The 15,831-nt window shown below is 72.4% G+C and carries 18 protein-coding genes; 2 read left to right on the forward strand and 16 right to left on the reverse strand.

What is annotated here, in order from left to right; genetic code table 11:
- Positions 1-158: 158 nt before the first annotated feature.
- The 13 genes from ACW9TB_RS26365 to ACW9TB_RS26425 all read right to left on the reverse strand — a co-directional run bounded on the left by ACW9TB_RS26365 (position 159) and on the right by ACW9TB_RS26425 (position 12,222).
- Positions 159-2,987, reverse strand: a complete 2,829-nt coding sequence (locus ACW9TB_RS26365; RefSeq protein WP_472750743.1) for a helix-turn-helix transcriptional regulator — start codon at positions 2,985-2,987, stop codon at positions 159-161.
- Between the two features lie 296 nt (positions 2,988-3,283).
- A complete protein-coding gene (gene ptsP / locus ACW9TB_RS26370) occupies positions 3,284-4,951 on the reverse strand; it encodes a phosphoenolpyruvate--protein phosphotransferase (RefSeq protein ID WP_472750744.1) in 1,668 nt (555 codons plus the stop codon).
- A complete protein-coding gene (locus ACW9TB_RS26375) occupies positions 4,944-5,228 on the reverse strand; it encodes an HPr family phosphocarrier protein (protein WP_472750745.1) in 285 nt (94 codons plus the stop codon). The genes ptsP and ACW9TB_RS26375 overlap by 8 nt, the downstream gene beginning before the upstream one ends.
- 116 nt (positions 5,229-5,344) lie before the next feature.
- Entirely contained in the window at positions 5,345-6,376 is a 1,032-nt protein-coding gene (locus tag ACW9TB_RS26380; RefSeq protein WP_472750746.1) for a zinc-dependent dehydrogenase, read from the reverse strand.
- Positions 6,376-6,831: a PTS mannitol transporter subunit IIA gene (locus ACW9TB_RS26385; RefSeq protein WP_472750747.1), complete on the reverse strand. Its 456-nt coding sequence runs from the start codon at positions 6,829-6,831 to the stop codon at positions 6,376-6,378. The genes ACW9TB_RS26380 and ACW9TB_RS26385 overlap by 1 nt, the downstream gene beginning before the upstream one ends.
- The gene (locus ACW9TB_RS26390; protein WP_472750748.1) at positions 6,824-7,132 is read right to left on the reverse strand and encodes a PTS lactose transporter subunit IIB; all 309 of its coding nucleotides are present in this window, start codon (positions 7,130-7,132) and stop codon (positions 6,824-6,826) included. The genes ACW9TB_RS26385 and ACW9TB_RS26390 overlap by 8 nt, the downstream gene beginning before the upstream one ends.
- 3 nt (positions 7,133-7,135) lie before the next feature.
- On the reverse strand, positions 7,136-8,251 hold the full coding sequence (mtlA, locus tag ACW9TB_RS26395; protein ID WP_472750749.1) for a mannitol-specific PTS transporter subunit IIC: 1,116 nt from the start codon (positions 8,249-8,251) through the stop codon (positions 7,136-7,138).
- A 63-nt stretch (positions 8,252-8,314) separates the two neighbouring features.
- Positions 8,315-9,256: a 1-phosphofructokinase gene (pfkB, locus tag ACW9TB_RS26400; protein WP_472750750.1), complete on the reverse strand. Its 942-nt coding sequence runs from the start codon at positions 9,254-9,256 to the stop codon at positions 8,315-8,317.
- 121 nt (positions 9,257-9,377) lie between these two features.
- A complete protein-coding gene (locus ACW9TB_RS26405) occupies positions 9,378-10,139 on the reverse strand; it encodes a DeoR/GlpR family DNA-binding transcription regulator (protein ID WP_472750751.1) in 762 nt (253 codons plus the stop codon).
- A gap of 270 nt (positions 10,140-10,409) precedes the next feature.
- A complete protein-coding gene (locus ACW9TB_RS26410) occupies positions 10,410-10,952 on the reverse strand; it encodes an RNA 2'-phosphotransferase (RefSeq protein WP_472750752.1) in 543 nt (180 codons plus the stop codon).
- 97 nt (positions 10,953-11,049) lie between these two features.
- On the reverse strand, positions 11,050-11,493 hold the full coding sequence (locus ACW9TB_RS26415) for a type II toxin-antitoxin system PemK/MazF family toxin (RefSeq protein WP_329079478.1): 444 nt from the start codon (positions 11,491-11,493) through the stop codon (positions 11,050-11,052).
- A gap of 171 nt (positions 11,494-11,664) precedes the next feature.
- Positions 11,665-11,868, reverse strand: coding sequence for a DUF5302 domain-containing protein (locus ACW9TB_RS26420; RefSeq protein WP_472750753.1), 204 nt, complete (start codon positions 11,866-11,868; stop codon positions 11,665-11,667).
- Positions 11,869-12,039: 171 nt separating this feature from the next.
- Positions 12,040-12,222, reverse strand: coding sequence for a hypothetical protein (locus tag ACW9TB_RS26425; protein ID WP_350948368.1), 183 nt, complete (start codon positions 12,220-12,222; stop codon positions 12,040-12,042).
- 79 nt (positions 12,223-12,301) lie between these two features.
- Here ACW9TB_RS26425 and ACW9TB_RS26430 point away from each other — a divergent pair, with 79 nt between their 5' ends.
- Entirely contained in the window at positions 12,302-12,748 is a 447-nt protein-coding gene (locus ACW9TB_RS26430) for a MarR family winged helix-turn-helix transcriptional regulator (protein ID WP_472750754.1), read from the forward strand.
- A 37-nt stretch (positions 12,749-12,785) separates the two neighbouring features.
- A complete protein-coding gene (locus ACW9TB_RS26435; RefSeq protein WP_472750755.1) occupies positions 12,786-13,013 on the forward strand; it encodes an HGxxPAAW family protein in 228 nt (75 codons plus the stop codon).
- Here ACW9TB_RS26435 and ACW9TB_RS26440 read toward each other — a convergent pair whose 3' ends face one another.
- The 3 genes from ACW9TB_RS26440 to ACW9TB_RS26450 form a co-directional block, all read right to left on the reverse strand.
- Positions 13,014-13,358, reverse strand: coding sequence for an anti-sigma factor antagonist (locus ACW9TB_RS26440; RefSeq protein ID WP_472750756.1), 345 nt, complete (start codon positions 13,356-13,358; stop codon positions 13,014-13,016).
- A gap of 81 nt (positions 13,359-13,439) precedes the next feature.
- Positions 13,440-14,111, reverse strand: a complete 672-nt coding sequence (locus ACW9TB_RS26445) for a response regulator (RefSeq protein WP_472750757.1) — start codon at positions 14,109-14,111, stop codon at positions 13,440-13,442.
- A complete protein-coding gene (locus tag ACW9TB_RS26450; protein ID WP_472750758.1) occupies positions 14,108-15,778 on the reverse strand; it encodes an ATP-binding protein in 1,671 nt (556 codons plus the stop codon). The genes ACW9TB_RS26445 and ACW9TB_RS26450 overlap by 4 nt, the downstream gene beginning before the upstream one ends.
- Positions 15,779-15,831 lie beyond the last annotated feature (53 nt).

A 15,831-nucleotide genomic window follows, 5' to 3' on the forward strand; every position in this document is an offset into this window, starting at 1 on the left:
CCACCGGGAACGGCGGCGGTACGGTCAGCGCACCGGGGTGACCCCTCGGGTTTCTGACAGTCGCCACTTTCTCGTTGTCAGGCCCGGAGTGCATCGGTGAAATCACCCGTACTCCACCGCGCTGGTGAGCGTGATGAATACTGGTATAAGCCGATAAATCAGGACATCAGGCGTACCAGTTCCACCCGTGAGCGGATGTCGAGCTTGGCGAAGATGTTCCTGAGGTGGTGCTCGACGGTCCTCGGGCTCAGGAAGAGACGGGCCGCGACCTCCCGGTTGGTGGCGCCGTCCGCGACGATGCGCGCGATCTGGTACTGCTGCGCGGTGAGCTTCTCCGTGGCACCGGGGCGGTGCGACCGGACGGCCTCTCCCGCCCCGCGCAGCTCGGTGCGGGCCTGCTCGGCCCAGAGCCGCGCGCCGAAGCGCTCGAACGTCTCCAGCGCGCTGTGCAGGTGCTCCCTGGCCGCGCCCGGACGCCGGTTCCTGCGCAGCGCGCTGCCGAAGAGCAGCTGGGTGCGGGCCGTCTCGAACTCGGAGAACCCCTGGTGGTGCAGGTCGAGCGCGGCCCTGAAGTACTCCTCGGCGTCGGCGGGGGCGGCCAGCAGCGCGTGACAGCGCGTGGCCAGCGCGCGCCGGTCGGGACTGCGGGTGCTGCCCACCCAGCGGTCGAGCACCCGCAGCGCCTCCCCGGCCCGCTCCCGGTCACCCGTACGGGCGCTCGCCTCGACGAACAGGGGGGTCGACATGACCCGTACGACGAGGTGGCCGCTGGTCCCGTCGGCCCTGGTCGTGGCCCGCAGCCGCTTGGCGGCGTCGGCGTGGCGGCCCGCCGCGAGGTCGAGGTGGGCCAGCGCCCAGTTGCCGAGCGCTCCCGCCACGCACACGCCGTGCGCGCCCGCCAGCTCGATGGCGCTCGCCGCCCTGATCGCGCAGGTCTCCTCGTCCCCCTCGACGGCCGCGGTGAGGGCGAGCCATCCCAGGTGCTGGCCCGCGCTGTTGGGCCGCCCGCGCTCCTGGGCCAGCCGGAGCCCCTCGACGGCGCTGGCGGTGATGGAGGCGTAGCGGCCCATCCACAGCTCGGCATTGATCATGAACTCCAGGACCTGCGGCACCGTGGAGACCGCCCCGCGGGCGCGCGCCGTCTCCACCGCCCGCCCGCACAGCCGCACCGCCTGCGCGTCGTCGCCGAGCAGCAGACTGGCCACACCCGCCCACACCAGCACCGACGGGGTACGCACCGAGGGCGCGAGCTCCAGCACCCGGCGGAGCGGATCGGCCGCCTCCCGGTGACGGCCGTCGAAGGTCGCCGCCGTACCGGCCAGATACTCGAACATCAGCTGGGTGGCCGCCGGGTCGTCCGGGCGGCGCAGGGTGGCGGCCCACCGCGCGATGTCCAGGTAGCGAGGGTTGTCACCGGCCAGGTAGCTCGCCTCGCCCGCGCGGATGAGCACCCGGACGGCCTGCCCCCGGTCCCTGTCCATCAGCGACTCGGCCGCCGCCATCAGGTCGTCCCCGGCGCTGCCGGTCTTCCCGCTGCGCAGCTCCAGGCTGCCGCGGATCAGTTCGGCCTGGCTGCGTACCTCCTCGGAGATCGTCAGCGACCGCAGGCGGGTGAGCAGCGCCCTGGCGCGCCGGGGCAGGCCCGCGTGCCACGCGCGGTTGGCGGCGGCGGCCAGCCGCGCGGCCTTGACGTCGCCGTGCTCGGTCAGCTCGGCCGCCCGCTCGAAGGCGAGAAAGGTCGCGGGGTGGCCGCCGTGGGAGCCCGTCGCCGCCGCGGCCGAGGCCAGCTCGTCGGCGAGCGACGCGGCGGGGCCGTCCATCGCGGCGGCCCGGTGCCAGGCCCGGCGCAGCCGCTGGTGGTCGTGGCGCAGCATGCCCGCGAGCAGGCGGTGCGCGGCGCGGCGCCGGGCGAGGGAGGCGGCGGCGTAGACCACCGTCCGCATCGACGGCTCGCGGAAGTCGTAGCGGTCCCCGCCACCGCCACCGCCGCCGTCGGTTCCGGCTCCGGTTCCGGCGACGTGGACGATCACCCCCGCCCTCTCCGCCGGTTCGAGCGCGGTCAGCGCGCGCTCCGGCTCCTCGGCGCCGACCAGGGTGACCGTCTCCAGGTCGGGATCCGCCGCGAGCAGCAGGAGCATGTCGGCGGTGTCGGCGGGCAGCCGCGCCAGCCGGTCGGTGTACGCGCGCCAGAGCCGCCCGCCCCTCGGCAGGGTTCCGGGCGGGGCGGCGGCCCCGGAGATCTGTTCGGGGCTGAGCGACCCGGCGAGCTCCCCGAGCGCCAGCGGGTTGCCGTGGGCGAGCTCCAGCAGCGACGCCCGTACGTCGTCGGCCAGCCCCGGGAGCAGGTCGTCGGCCAGCCGCCTGGCCGCCTCCTCGTCCAGGGCGCCCAGCTCGAACGCCGGTATGTCGTCGGGGACGGCGGTGTCGCCGTCGCCGCTGTCGTCGGCCCCGAACAGCAGTACGACCGGTTCTCCCGCCAGCCGCCTGGCCGCGAAGAAGAGCGCCTCGCGGCTGGGCGCGTCGAGGTGGTGGACGTCGTCGACGCAGGCCAGGACCGGGTCACCGGCGGCCACCAGGAGGTTGAGCACCGCCGCGGGAAGCGCCAGCCCGCCGTCCGCCGTACCCAGCTCCAGCGCCCGCGTCAGCGCCTCGGCCTGCGCCGGGGGGAGCGCGGGCAGCCGGTCGGCGACCGGCCGGAGCAGCCCGTGCAGCCCGGCGTACGGCAGGTGCGACTCCGCCTCGGTGCCGCGCACCCTGAGCACGACGAAGTCACCGGAGCCGCTCGTACCGCCTTTGTCGCCTGTGCCGCTCGCGTGGTCCGCCGCGAGGTCGAGCATCGCGGTCTTTCCCGTTCCCCGCGCCCCGCGCAGGATCGCCGCGCCCCCGGAGCCGCCTCGGGCGGCGTCGAGTAGTCGCAGCAGCGCGTCCCGCTCCGTGTCGCGGCCGTGCGGCGCCGGTGACCTGGAGGCGGCGGAGGGGGAGGACATGCCTCAGTGTTACGCGCGTGTGTCGTGCCTGGAAAGAGCGGGTGACGGGGTTCTCCACCGGCCTCCGCTGGCCTGCACCGGTATACCGGCACCCCCGGAAAGACCGGTGATTTCACCGATGCGCGCCAAGGGGATCCGAGCGGACATCGAGCGGCCACGGAACGGATCCGGACGGACCCAGACGGATTGGAGCGAGCGTCAAGCGGGCGCCAAACGGACATCGCGGGGGCTCAGGAATAAAGGACGAGGGGGAGGCGGCCGGGCCGGAGAGGGGGTTCCGGCCCGGCCAGGAGTGGTCACCGGTCCGGGACGATCATCTTTCTGGCCTCTCCCGGATCGTCGGCGGCCAGGGCGAGCCGGGCGTTGTCGCGGCACCTCTCCAGGGAGTGGGCGGCGAGGCTCTCCCGTACCGCGGGGATGCCGGGCGCGGACATCGACAGGCTCGTGACGCCCAGCCCGACCAGGACGGTCGCCAGAAGCGGGTCGGCCGCCGCCTCGCCGCACACGCCGACGGGTTTGCCCGCCGCCCGCCCGGCCGCCCCGCAGTCGGCGATCAGCTGGAGCAGCGCGGCCTGCCAGGGGTCGAGCAGGTCGGCGAGTTCCCCGTGCTGCCGGTCGGAGGCGAAGGTGTACTGGCTCAGGTCGTTGGTGCCGATGCTCAGGAAGTCGAGCTCCTTGAGCAGGCGCCCGGCGCGCAGCGCGGCGGCGGGGACCTCCACCATCGCCCCGACGTGCGCGATCCCCCGGGCGCGGGCCCGTCCGGCGAAGTCGGCGGCCTCGCCCACCGTCGTCACCATGGGCGCCATCACCCACGGCTCGGCCCCGGTCGCGCGGGCCGCCTCGGCGATGGCGTCGAGCTGGGTGTCGAGCACCTCGGGCCTGACCCGGGAGACCCGCAGCCCCCGTACGCCCAGCGCCGGGTTGGTCTCCTCGGCCAGCCCGAGGAAGGGCAGCGGCTTGTCCGTGCCCGCGTCGAGGGTGCGGACCACGACGTGCCCGCCGGGGGCGGCGCGGAAGACCGCGGCGTAGGCGGCGACCTGCTCCTCGTAGCCGGGCTCCTCGCGCCGGTCCAGGAAGAGGAACTCCGTACGGAACAGTCCCACCCCCTCGGCGTCCTCGGCCGGGGGAACGCGGCCGGGAGACGCGGTGAGGTCGGCCGCCGAGCCGATGTTGAGCAGCAGCTTGACCGGGTGGCCGTCGGAGGTCCGGCCGGGGCCCCTGACGGTGCCCGTACGGCGGCGGTCGGCCTCGGCCCGGCGCTGGATCTCGGCGGCGGCCCCCTCGCCGATGCCGACCTCCACCTCGCCCCGCAGGCCGTCGACCGACACCCACGTCCCCTCGCCGATGTCGCCCGCCCCCCGGCAGGCGACCACGGCGGGCAGGCCGCGGGCGCGGGCCAGGATGGCCGTGTGGCTGGTCGGGCCGCCCTTCTCGGTGACGAGGGCGAGCACGGACCCGGGGTCCAGGTTCACCGTGTCGGCGGGGGAGAGGTCCCCGGCGACCAGGACGAACGGGTGACCGGGGTCGGGTATCCCGGGGACGGGCAGGCCCAGCACCGCCGCCACGGCCCGGTTGCGGATGTCGTCGAGGTCCGCGGCACGCTCGGCGAAGTAGCCGCCCGCCGCCAGCAGCGCGCGCCGGTGGTGGGCACAGGCCTCGTCGATGGCGTGCGCCGCGCCCTTGCCCGACCTGACGCTCGTCTCCACGGACTCGTGCAGGCTGGGGTCGTCGGCGATGAAGGACTGCGCCTCCAGGATCGCCTTCGCGTCGGCGTCGGGCGCCCGCTCCGCCCGTGCCGCCAGCTCGGAGACCGTGGCGCGCAGCGCGTCCATCGCCCGGCTGAGCTCGGCGTCGGCGTCGGTGACGGGGGAGGGGCCGGGCAGCTCGGGCGGGCCCGCCATCCGGCAGACCCGTCCGGCGGCCCGGCCCGAGCTCACGCCCAGGCCGGCGAGCGTCTCAGCCACGGGAGGTCTCTTCGGCGTCGAGGTCGCGGGCGAGCAGTTCGGCGAGGGTGTCGAGCGCCTCGTCGGCCCCCGGCCCCTCCGCCTCGATCGTGACCTCCGTGCCGTGCGTGGCACCCAGCGCCAGCACGGCGAGCATGCTGTTGGCCGGTACGGGCTTGCCGTCCCCGACGCGGATGCGGACCGGCATCCCCTGCTTGGCCGCGGCCTGCACGAAGATCTTCGCGGGCCGGGCGTGAAGGCCCGTGCTTGAGGCGACGACCACTGTCCTCTCCGGCATCTCCGGTTCTCCTTCTGCGCGTTCTGCGAGTGGGGGGCGAGCTTGGCGGGGCGCATACGGGCATCCGCACAGGACCCGTACGGGCCCTCCCGCCTGGTCCGGCGGGAGGGGACGGGTCAGGGTTCGATGGTCACCTTGATGGCCTCGCCCCTGCTGACGATGTCGATGCCCTCCAGGACCTCCGAGAGCGGCAACCGGTGCGTGATCAGGTCGGCGACCGGTACCGAGCCGTCGGCGATCAGCCGCAGGGCCCGTGCGTTGTGCGCCGGGCTGGACCCGTTGGCGCCGACGATGGTCAGCTCCCGGTAGTGGACCAGGTTGGAGTCGCACTGGATGATCGGGTTGTCCTTGGGCAGTCCGCCGAAGAAGCTGATCCGTCCCTGACGGGCCGCCATCCGCAGCGCCTGCTCCTGGGCGGCGCCGGAGGCGGCGGCGGTGATGACGACGTCGGCCCCCCTGCCGTCGGTCAGCTTGAGCACCTGCTCGACGACGTCCTCGCCGTGGACGACCGCGTCCGGGTGGACCAGCCCGGCGGCCATCTCCAGCCGCCCGGCGTTGATGTCGACGAGGAAGACCCGCGCCGCGCCCCGAGCCCGCGCCAGCCGTACGTGCAGGCAGCCGATCGGGCCCGAGCCCATGATCACCACGTCGTCGCCCTCGCCCACGCGGGCCAGCTCCTGGCCGTTGAGCACGCAGGCCAGCGGCTCGGCCACCGACGCCTCGGCGAAGCCGATCCCGTCCGGGACGCGGTTGACGCCGTCGACCGCGAGGACCTTCGCCGGGATGATCATGTACTCGGCGAAGCCGCCGTCGTAGTGGTAGCCCATCGACTCCTGGTTCGGGCAGACGGTCATCCGGCCCCGGCGGCACTCCTGGCACGTCCCGCAGGGGATCGCGGCGATCACCTGCACCCGGTCGCCCGGCGTCCACTCGCCCGCGTCGACGGCCTCGACCACCTCACCGGCGATCTCGTGCCCCATGACCCTGGGCGGCTTGATGTGGTGGTGGCCGTGCTTGAGGATCTTGGCGTCGGTGCCGCAGGTCGAACAGTTGCGCACGCGTATCTTGATCTCGCCTGGCCCGGTGACGGGTTCCGGCGCCTCCTCGACGCGGATGTCGCCAGGGGCGTAGAAACGGGCGACCTTCACTATGTTTCGTCCTCTTCGTTTGGTTGCAGCAGCCGGACCACCTCGGCGACCTCCGTCGCCTCGCGAAGGGTCCTGGCCTGGTCGGGATCCATCAGGATCTGGGCGAGTTCGGCGAGCAGCCGTACGTGGCCGTCGCCCTTGGCGGCGATGCCGATGCACACCGTCACCCGGTCGCCGTCCCAGTCGACGCCGTCGGGAAAGCGCACGACGCTGATGGCGTCGTGCCGGACGGCGTCCTTGGCGGCCAGGGTGCCGTGCGGGATGGCGACCCCCTCGCCGACGTAGGTGGAGATCGAGCGCTCCCGTTCGAGCATGGTGTCGATGTAGGGGCTCTCCACCGCGCCGACGGCGAGCAGGGCCTCCCCGCACTGCCGGATCGCGTCGTCGCGGTCGGTGGCCGAGGCCGCCAGCAGGATGGCGCGCGGGTCCAGCGGCAGGGCCGCCGTCTCAGGCATCGACGGTGCCGCCGTTCTTGATCGTGCTGACCAGCTTGGTCACCGCGGGGTCCCCGATGAAGACCTGGAACGAGATCAGCACCTTGTCCGGGGCCCCGGCCTTGGCCCGGTTCGCCAGCCCGGCGTGGCAGACCACCACGTCGGCGTCGGCGGGGATCGAGTTGACCGGGGTGTGCTCCACCTGGACGTTGTGGGCCTTCAGCTGCTTGCGGAGCTGGCTGGCGAGCATGACGCTGCTGCCCATGCCCGCGTCGCAGGCGACGACGATCTTGTGGATGTCCTTGCTCTCAATGCTGGGCATCGGTCAGGCCTCCTTGACGGTGGGTGTGCTCGGCGACTCCTCGGCGGTCTCCTCGGGAATCTCCTCGCTCTCGTCCTTACCCCTGCCGAAGCCGAGGAGCGCCGACGCGACGGCGAAGGAGACGACGGTCGCGGCGAGGACACCGGCGAGGGTGCCGAGCCATCCGCCCCTGGGCGTCACCGCGAGGAAGGCGAAGATGCTGCCGGGCGACGGCGTGGCCACCAGCCCGGCCCCGGTCACGAGGAAGACCAGGACGCCCGTGGCGCCACCGGCGATGACCGCGAGGATCAGCCGGGGCTTCATGAGCACGTACGGGAAGTAGATCTCGTGGATGCCGCCGAAGAACTGGATGATGATCGCGGCGGGGGTGCTGGGACGCAGCGCGCGGGGGCCGAAGAACATGAAGGCCAGGAGCAGGCCGAGGCCGGGGCCGGGGTTCGACTCCAGCATGAACAGGATCGACTTGCCCGCCTCGGCCGCCTGCGCCACGCCCAGCGGGCCCATCACGCCGTGGTTGATGGCGTTGTTGAGGAACAGCACCTTGGCGGGCTCGATCACGACCGAGGCGAGCGGCAGCAGATTGTTGCCGATCAGCCAGGCGACCGCGTCGCTCGCGACGTCGGTGATCGCGGCGACGATGGGGCCGATGGCCTTGAGTCCCACCAGGGCCATCGCGCCGCCGATGATACCGGCGCTGAAGTTGTCCACCAGCATCTCGAAGCCGGACTTGACGCGGTCGGCGACGAGCCCGTCGAACAGCTTCAGGAGGTACGCGGTGAGCGGCCCTATGATCATCGCGCCGAGGAACATCGGGCTCTCCGCGCCGGCGACGACGCCCATGGTGGCGACCGCGCCGACCACGGCACCGCGCTGGCCGTGGACCATCCGCCCGCCGGTGTAGCCGATCAGGACGGGCAGCAGCACCTTGACGATCGGGTCGACCAGGACGGCGAACTCCGCGTTGGGAAGCCAGCCGGTGGGGATGAACAGAGCGGTGATCAGGCCCCAGGCGATGAACGCGCCGATGTTCGGCATGATCATCCCGGCGAGATACCCGCCGAAACGCTGGATGTGCGCTCTCGCCCCGGTCCCTGTGACAGTCGGGGTGTACTCGCTCATGTGATTCTGCTCCTTCCGGGGCGGACCGGCTGGGCCGGGCCTGGGGGTGGATCTCCGTCGCTGTCAGCCCCCGGACCGCAGCGGCAGGGTGGGATCGGCTCCGGTGACGCGCACGTCGTCACGGTGGATGTGGTGGGGGGAGGGCATCCGGCTTCCCGGCAGCCCGACCGCGGCGGTCGCCCAGGCCAGCGCCTCGACCAGCGCGCTCTCGCCGCGCGCCCCGCCCGCGAGGAACCCGGCGAGCATGGCGTCCCCGGCGCCGACGGTGCTGCGCGGCTCGGCCACCGGGCACTGGCCGTGCCAGATCCGGTCGTCCTGCAGGAGGATCGCGCCGTCGGCGCCCAGGCTGGCCAGGACGGTGCCCGCGCCTCGCGCCCGCAGCTTCTCCGCGGCCTCGATGGCGTCGCCCAGGGACGAGATGTCGATCCCCGTGGCCTCGCCCAGCTCCTCCCGGTTGGGCTTGATCAGGGCCGGGGCCTCGGCGAGCGCCGCGACGAGCGCGGGGCCGCTGGTGTCGACCGCGACGTTGATGCCCGCCTCGCTGAACCGCTCGCACAGGCGGGCGTAGACGTCGGCGGGCACCTCCGGCGGGAGGCTGCCCGAGGCGACCACCCAGTCCGCGGAGCTGGCCGCGCCGAGCACGGCCTCGGCGATGGTGTCGAGCTCGGCCGGGGACAGGGCCGTACCCGGCTCGTTGATCTTGGTGACCGTGCCGTCGGGCTCGGCGAGCGCGACGTTGGACCGGGTGGTCCCGGCGACCGGAACAGTGATCATCTCGATGCCCTCGGCGGAGAGCAGGCTCACCAGCCGCCGTCCCTCGTCGCCGCCGAAGGGGACGACCGCGCACGAGCGGACCCGGTTGGCCAGCAGCGCCCGCGAGACGTTGACGCCCTTGCCGCCGGGGTCGAGGTGGGTGGCGGCGGCGCGGATGACGGCCCCGCGGGTCAGCGCCCCGACCTCGATCGTACGGTCCAGGCTGGGGTTGAGGGTGAGGGTGACGATCATGCCGGGGCCTCGCTCGTACGGTCCCGGCGGGGGCCGGGGGCCGGAATCGCCTCGCTCGTACGGTTCCGGCTGGGGTCGGAGGGCAGGGGGGCGGCCGTGCAGGCCCGGGGGGAGGAGGGGATCACGCCCGGACCACCTCCGGCCCGGCGGCGGCCATCTCGGCCGCGACGCCGGTGTCGAGCCCGGTGTCACTGATCACCACGTCGATCTCCTGGATCGAGGCGAAGCGCGCCAGGTAGGTGTTGGCGAACTTGGTGTGGTCGGCGAGCAGCACGCACCGCTGCGCCGCGCCGATCATCGCCCGCTTGATGGCGGCCTCGGCCGGGTCGGGGGTCGTCAGTCCCTTGGCCACCGAGCACCCGTTGGCCGCCATGAACGCCACGTCCACGTGCAGGTCGGCGAGGGGGCGCAGCGCCCAGTCGTCGACGGTGGCCAGGGTCCGCCCGCGCACCCGCCCGCCCAGCATGATCACCGTCAGGTTGAGACGGGTGGCCATCGCCGTCGCCAGCGGCGGGGAGTTCACGATCACGGTCAGCTCCCGGTCGACCGGGAGCGCCTGCACCAGCCTGCCGGTCGTCGACCCGGCGTCGATGATGATCGCGCCGTCCTCGGGGAGCTCGGCGAGCGCCGCCTTGGCGATGCGCTCCTTCTCCGGGATCAGCACCTCGTCGCGGGCGGCCAGCTCGGGTTCGAACCCGAGCCGCTCGACCGGGATCGCGCCGCCGTGCACGCGCCGCAGCATCCCGGAGCGCTCCAGCGCGGTCAGATCGCGGCGGATGGTCTCCGTGGTGACGGCGAACTCCTCCGCCAGTGTCACCACGTCCACCCGTCCGACGGTCCGGGCCCGCCGCAGAATCTCCTGCTGCCGCTCCTCGGCGTACATGCTGTTGATTCACCACCGTTTCAGTGTTGTTTCAGCTTTATTTACACCCGAATGTGTTGGAAGGTCAATGGGTTGACTTCCCATCAAACCGGCCCGAACATGAAAAAACCCCAGGTGCCTGCCTGGGGGGTGAGGGTCCGGGTGGGAGCGGGGCCTCGGTTGGCCCGGACTTTGGAATGCGTTGGAATTCCTGTGACTCCGGGCGCGGGGGATCGCGGGTTCTCCCCGCGCGGAGGGGTTCTTCGGCGCGCTCCCCGCTGGGGGATTCCCTCAGCCGGGGAACGAGATGTGGGCGGGCGGCACGTGGGCGGCCAGCCAGACGCCGTTGGCGCTGACCCGGAACTCGTGACCCGCCCGGTGCATCTCCCCCGAGCGGACGACCAGCACGACCGGCCTGCCCCGGCGCGCGCCCACGCGGGTCGCGGTCTCCCTGTCGGGGGACAGGTGCACGGCGTGCCGGTCCATCGGCCGCAGACCCTCCTCACGGATGGCGCCCACGTACGCGTTCACCGTCCCGTGGAACAGGATCTCGGGCGGCTCGACCGGGGGGAGGCCCAGGTCGACGTCGACCGTGTGACCCTGGTTGGCGCGGATCCGGCCGCCCTCGACGGTGAAGCGCCGCTTGTCGTTGCCCGCGACCACCCGCGCGAGCTCGTCACGGGTGATCGCGAAGCCGTGCCGCGCGGCGGCGGCCAGCAGGACGTCGATGTCCGCCCAGCCCTGCGGGCCCAGCACCAGGCCGATGCGCTCGGGCTGGTGCCTGAGGTGCCTGGAGAGATATTTGGAGACTCGAACGAGCCGTCTGTCGTCCATGGGACACCAGGATGGTGACTCGCACCGCCGTTTTCCACCGGATTCACGCCCGGTGCCCCGGCCGGGCCGCCCATCCGGACGCCTCGGATGGTACGGCTCAGCCGTCGGCGGCCCAGCCATGGGTGCGCTTGAGGACGGCGGCCACACGGGCGAAGCGCGCGCCGTCGAGGACGGAGCCCTCGCGCCGGATGTCCCCCTCGCCGAGGGCGAAGACCCGGTCCAGGCGCAGGTAGGAGACCCGGTTCTCCCGGTCCCACTGGCCGGGGCCGATCTCCAGCCAGTCGCCGGGGTCGCCGCCACCGGCCCGGCTGGACAGCATCAGCGCGAGCAGCTTGCGCCCGTGGCGGCCGACGACCAGCAGCGGCCGGTCCTTGCCCCGGTCGGGGTCCTCCTCGTAGGGGACCCAGGCCCAGACGATCTCGCCGGGGTCGGCGAGCCCGTCGAGGTCGGGGGAGTAACTCAGGGTCGCGGTTCGGTCGACGCGGTAGACCTCGCTGACCGCGCCTCGGGCCGGTCGGGGGTCCTCGCCAAGATCACGCACGCGTACAGCCTATTGCAGGGCCCGGGTGCCGTCCACGGGAGGGCACGGAAGCGGCGTGGAGGGAGAGGAAGCGGCGCGGAGGAGGCGCGCCGCCCGCTGGCGGGTGCCAGCAGGGCGGCCGAGGTCCGGACGGGCGGGAGCCCTGCCCGGAACTTCTGGTGCGGAGACGGCTCAGCCGCCGCTCTTACGGCGGAAGGAGCGCTTGGCCGCAGCCGGGCCGTGAGCACCGTGGATCTTCGAGGAGTTCTTCCCCTTGCCCCCGGCGCTCGCGTCCGCCTGGGCGAGCTTCTTGCGCTCCAGGGCCTCGCGGAACTTGCGCTTCAGCTCGTCGTCGGAACTTTCGGAACCTTCGGGCTCCGGCGTGACGTCAGACATTACAGACCTCCTGATCTATCGGGCGGTCCAACCCCGACCAACAGGATCATCATCCTCTCATCTGGACCCTTCCGGCGTGCAGGCCCCCCGCTTCGGCCCTGAGAGGAAGGGGCGAAACGGACGCGTGCCGCGAGCCCCGCCGACGTACGAGTCAGTGCGTATCAGCGCAGGTCAGTGCATGCCCAGGGCCATCATCAGCAGCAGACCGGCCAGGTGGCCCACGACCACGAAGACGATCACGAAGACGAAGACGAACTTCGCCGGGCCGTGCTCGAAGTGCCGGCCCTCCTTGAGGGTGGGGCGCTTGGCCTGCCGCTCGGCGATCCGCTCCTCGATCGGCCTGCTGTGAAACATGGGGATCCTTTGCTCGCCGATGATTGGGGCGATAATAGTTTGTGTACTAATTATCGTACTATGTCGGTTGGAGGCGCGCGTGAGTGACATGGCCGATCCCCTGAGCCTGGAACGCCAGGTGTGTTTCGCCCTGGCGATCGCCTCGCGCAACGTCATCGGGCTCTACCGGCCCCTGCTGGAGCCGATGGGGCTCACCCACCCCCAGTATCTGGTCATGCTCGCCCTCTGGGAGCGGGCACCGCTGTCGGTCAAGGAGCTGAGCAAGCTACTGAGACTCGACCCCGGTACGCTGTCCCCGCTGCTGAAGCGTCTTGAGGCCGTCGGCTACGTCCGGAGGCGGCGTGACAGCCAGGACCAGCGTGTCCTGGCCGTCTCGCTCACCCCGGAGGGCCGCGGGCTGCGGGACGAGGCGGAGAAGGTGCCGCCGGCGATCGTCAAGCGCCTGGGTATGAACCTGGAGGAGCTCCAGGAGCTCCACCGGTCGCTGACACAGGTGATCGCCGCGGCGGACGGCGCGCATCACTGATTCGCGGAGAATCAGAGGACAGGGAGAGGAAAGGCTCATGGCCGGAAGTCACGGGGGAAGCCCCAAGTCTTGGCTCGCGGTGATCGTCATCCTGCTGGGGTTCACCGTGGGGGGCGTCGCCCTGTGCCTCGGCCCCAACTGGTTGTTCTTCTGGGTGGGCGCCGGGATCGTCGCGGTCGGCGGCGTGATCGCCCTGGTGGTCGACATCTTCTCGGACGTCATCATCGACGCGCCCCGCGTGCCGATGGACCAGGGCAACAGCTGATCAAGCCTCCTGCAGCGCCTCCTCGACGGAGCCGAAGACCTCGAAGGAGGTGCGCAGGCCGGTGATGGTGAGGATCCGCTCCAGGGTGCCGTGCACGCCGACGAGGGCGAGCCGGACGCCCAGGGTGCGGCTCTGCCGGAGCGCCAGGATCAGCTCCGCGACCCCGGTGGAGTCGCAGAAGGTGAGGCCCGTGACGTCGGCCACGACGACGGAGGGCGCGTCGGCGGCCCACGCCTTGTCCATCTCCGCGCGCAGAGCGGGGGAGTGCCGATAGTCGAGCTCGCCGAGCGCCCGGACGACGAACCCCGTCCCGAGCAGGCTCGATGAGACCGTGAAAAAGGCCATACTGTGCTCCTTTGCCCGCGGGTGGCAGGGCGGGCTGCCTTTTTCCTACCAGTTCCGAGGCCACCGTGCCCCGACGGAGCCTCAAATGATCCGGTAGAACAGCTCGGGCCGTCCGAGTCCACCGTACTGGGGCACCCGGCGGGTGATCCCGCTCTCCGTCAGATGTTCCAGGTAGCGGCGGGCGGTCACCCGGGAGACGCCGATCGCCGCCCCGGCGGTCTGCGCCGACATGCCGCCGGGGGTCCCGCGCAGCTCCGCCAGTACGGCGTCGAGGGTGGCCTGCGTCATCCCCTTCGGCAGGAGGCTCTGCGCCGGGCCCCGCAGTGCCGCCAGCGCGCGGTCCACCTCGCCCTGGCCGCTCGCCTCCCGTACGCCCTCCACCGACGACCGGAACTCGGCGTAGCGGGTGAGCTTCTCGTTCAGCGAGGCGAAGGTGAACGGCTTGAGCAGGTACTGGGCCACGCCGACGGAGACCGCCGACCTGACCACCGACAGGTCCCGCGCGGAGGTGACCGCGATGACGTCCGACATCACGCCCGCCGCCCGCAGCGCCCGGCACACCTCCAGCCCGTGCATGTCCGGCAGGTAGAGGTCGAGCAGGATCAGGTCGACGGGATGCCGACGCAGGAAGCGCAGCGCGTCGCCGCCGGACCTGACCACCCCCTCCACCCGGAAGCCGGGCACCCGCTCCACGAAGACCCGGTTCGCCTCGGCGGTGATCTCCTCGTCCTCGACGACCAGTACCGAGATCATGAGGCGCCCTTCCCCCGCAGCGGCAGCCGTACGGTGAACACCGCGCCCGTCTCGCTCTCTCTCGTCCGTCCCGCGCCCGCGTGGGCGGTCTCCGCGATCCGGTTCCTCCCGGCGACCTGGCCCGGCTCGCTCTCCCCGCCGACCTCGACCGTCCCGCCCATGCGGCGGACCGCCTGGCCGACCATGGCCAGGCCGAGGCCGCGGCCGTCGCCCTTGGTGGTCCATCCCCGTCGGAAGGCATCGTCCGCCGTCGCCGGGTCGAGCCCGTCGCCGCTGTCGGTCACGCTGATCATGAAGGTCGTCTCGTCGGCGCGCAGCCGCACCTCCACCCGCGCGGGCCGGGTGCCCGACATGGCCGCGTCCGCCGCGTTGTCGATCAGGTTGCCGACGATCGTCACCAGGTCGCGGGTGTCCAGGCCGAGGTCGTCGAGCTCGCTGTCCGGGGTGATCGCCAGCTCCCACCCCCGCTCCCCGGCCTCGGCGCTCTTGCCCAGCAGCAGCGCGGCGAGCACGGGTTCGCGGACGGCGCCCACCACCCGGTCGGTGAGCTGCTGCGCGGCCTTGATCTCCTCGGTCGCGAACGCCACCGCCTGCTCGGTACGGCCCAGCTCGACGAGGGTGATGACCGTGTGCAGCCGGTTGGCCGACTCGTGCGCGGCGGCCCGCAGGGAGTCGGCGAAGCCGCGCTCGGCGTTGAGCTGCCCGGTCAGGGACTGCAGCTCCGTGTGGTCGCGAAGGGTGACCACGGTGCCGAGCGAGCGGCTGCCTGAGCGCACCACCGCCACGTTCACCACCAGCGTCCGCTCCCCGGTCATGTGGATCTCGTCGGTACGGTTCTCCCCGGCCGAGAGCCGCTCGCTCAGCGAGGAGGGAAGGCCAAGCAGGCCGACGTGCCTGCCGTTCACCTCGCCCGACAGGCCCAGGAGTTCCCTGGCGCCGTCGTTGCAGAGCGTCACCGTACCCGCGTTGTCGACGAGCAGCAGCCCCTCCCGCACGGCGTGCAGGATCGCGTCGTGGTACTCGTACATCCGGCTCAGCTCGGTGGGGCCCATCCCGTGTGTCTGGCGGCGCAGCCTGGCCCCGACCAGGTAGGTGCCCACCCCGCCGACGGACAGGCCGAGCAGGCCGATCAGCACGGCGCCGGTGATCTGCCCGCGGAGCCTGACACTGATCTTGCTGATCGTGATGCCCGCGCTGACCAGGGCCTTCACCTCGCCGCGGGCGTCGCGGACCGGGGCGACGGCGCGGACCGAGGGGCCGAGCGTGCCGGTGTAGGTCTCGGTGAAGATCTGCCCCGCCAGGGCGGGCGCGGTGTTGCCGAGGAACCGGTGGCCGATCTGGGCCGGGTTGGGATGCGTGTAGCGCACGCCGTCGAGGCTCATGATCGTGACGAAGTCGACCCCGGTCTCCCGCCGCACCCGTTCCGCGTACGGCTGCAGGGTGGCGGAGTCGCCCAGCGAGGCGAGGACGGAGGGGGAGTCGGCCACGCTGACGGTCACCGCCCTGGCGGTGCCGACGGCCTCCTCGACGAGCAGGTCACGCATCTGCAGGAACGCCAGCAGGGCGCCACCGGTCACGGTGACGCCGACGACGACGATCTGGAGCACCAGCATCTGCCTGGCGAGGCTCCAGTCGCGGATACGTCTGGGAAGTTTCCGCAAGTTCACGAACGAAATGTACGCAATGGTGACTTAGATCACAGGGCCGGAGCATAGTCACT

This window comes from Streptosporangium sp. H13245, from assembly GCF_055690525.1.

Bases quoted from the DNA above. Each gene is read 5' to 3' on its own strand.
- ACW9TB_RS26365 (WP_472750743.1), bottom strand. From the start codon at position 2,987: ATGTCCTCCCCCTCCGCCGCCTCCAGGTCACCGGCGCCGCACGGCCGC.
- ACW9TB_RS26375 (WP_472750745.1), bottom strand. From the start codon at position 5,228: ATGCCGGAGAGGACAGTGGTCGTCGCCTCAAGCACGGGCCTTCACGCC.
- ACW9TB_RS26385 (WP_472750747.1), bottom strand. From the start codon at position 6,831: ATGCCTGAGACGGCGGCCCTGCCGCTGGACCCGCGCGCCATCCTGCTG.
- ACW9TB_RS26390 (WP_472750748.1), bottom strand. From the start codon at position 7,132: ATGCCCAGCATTGAGAGCAAGGACATCCACAAGATCGTCGTCGCCTGC.
- mtlA (WP_472750749.1), bottom strand. From the start codon at position 8,251: ATGAGCGAGTACACCCCGACTGTCACAGGGACCGGGGCGAGAGCGCAC.
- pfkB (WP_472750750.1), bottom strand. From the start codon at position 9,256: ATGATCGTCACCCTCACCCTCAACCCCAGCCTGGACCGTACGATCGAG.
- ACW9TB_RS26405 (WP_472750751.1), bottom strand. From the start codon at position 10,139: ATGTACGCCGAGGAGCGGCAGCAGGAGATTCTGCGGCGGGCCCGGACC.
- ACW9TB_RS26410 (WP_472750752.1), bottom strand. From the start codon at position 10,952: ATGGACGACAGACGGCTCGTTCGAGTCTCCAAATATCTCTCCAGGCAC.
- ACW9TB_RS26420 (WP_472750753.1), bottom strand. From the start codon at position 11,868: ATGTCTGACGTCACGCCGGAGCCCGAAGGTTCCGAAAGTTCCGACGAC.
- ACW9TB_RS26425 (WP_350948368.1), bottom strand. From the start codon at position 12,222: ATGTTTCACAGCAGGCCGATCGAGGAGCGGATCGCCGAGCGGCAGGCC.
- ACW9TB_RS26435 (WP_472750755.1), top strand. From the start codon at position 12,786: ATGGCCGGAAGTCACGGGGGAAGCCCCAAGTCTTGGCTCGCGGTGATC.
- ACW9TB_RS26440 (WP_472750756.1), bottom strand. From the start codon at position 13,358: ATGGCCTTTTTCACGGTCTCATCGAGCCTGCTCGGGACGGGGTTCGTC.
- ACW9TB_RS26445 (WP_472750757.1), bottom strand. From the start codon at position 14,111: ATGATCTCGGTACTGGTCGTCGAGGACGAGGAGATCACCGCCGAGGCG.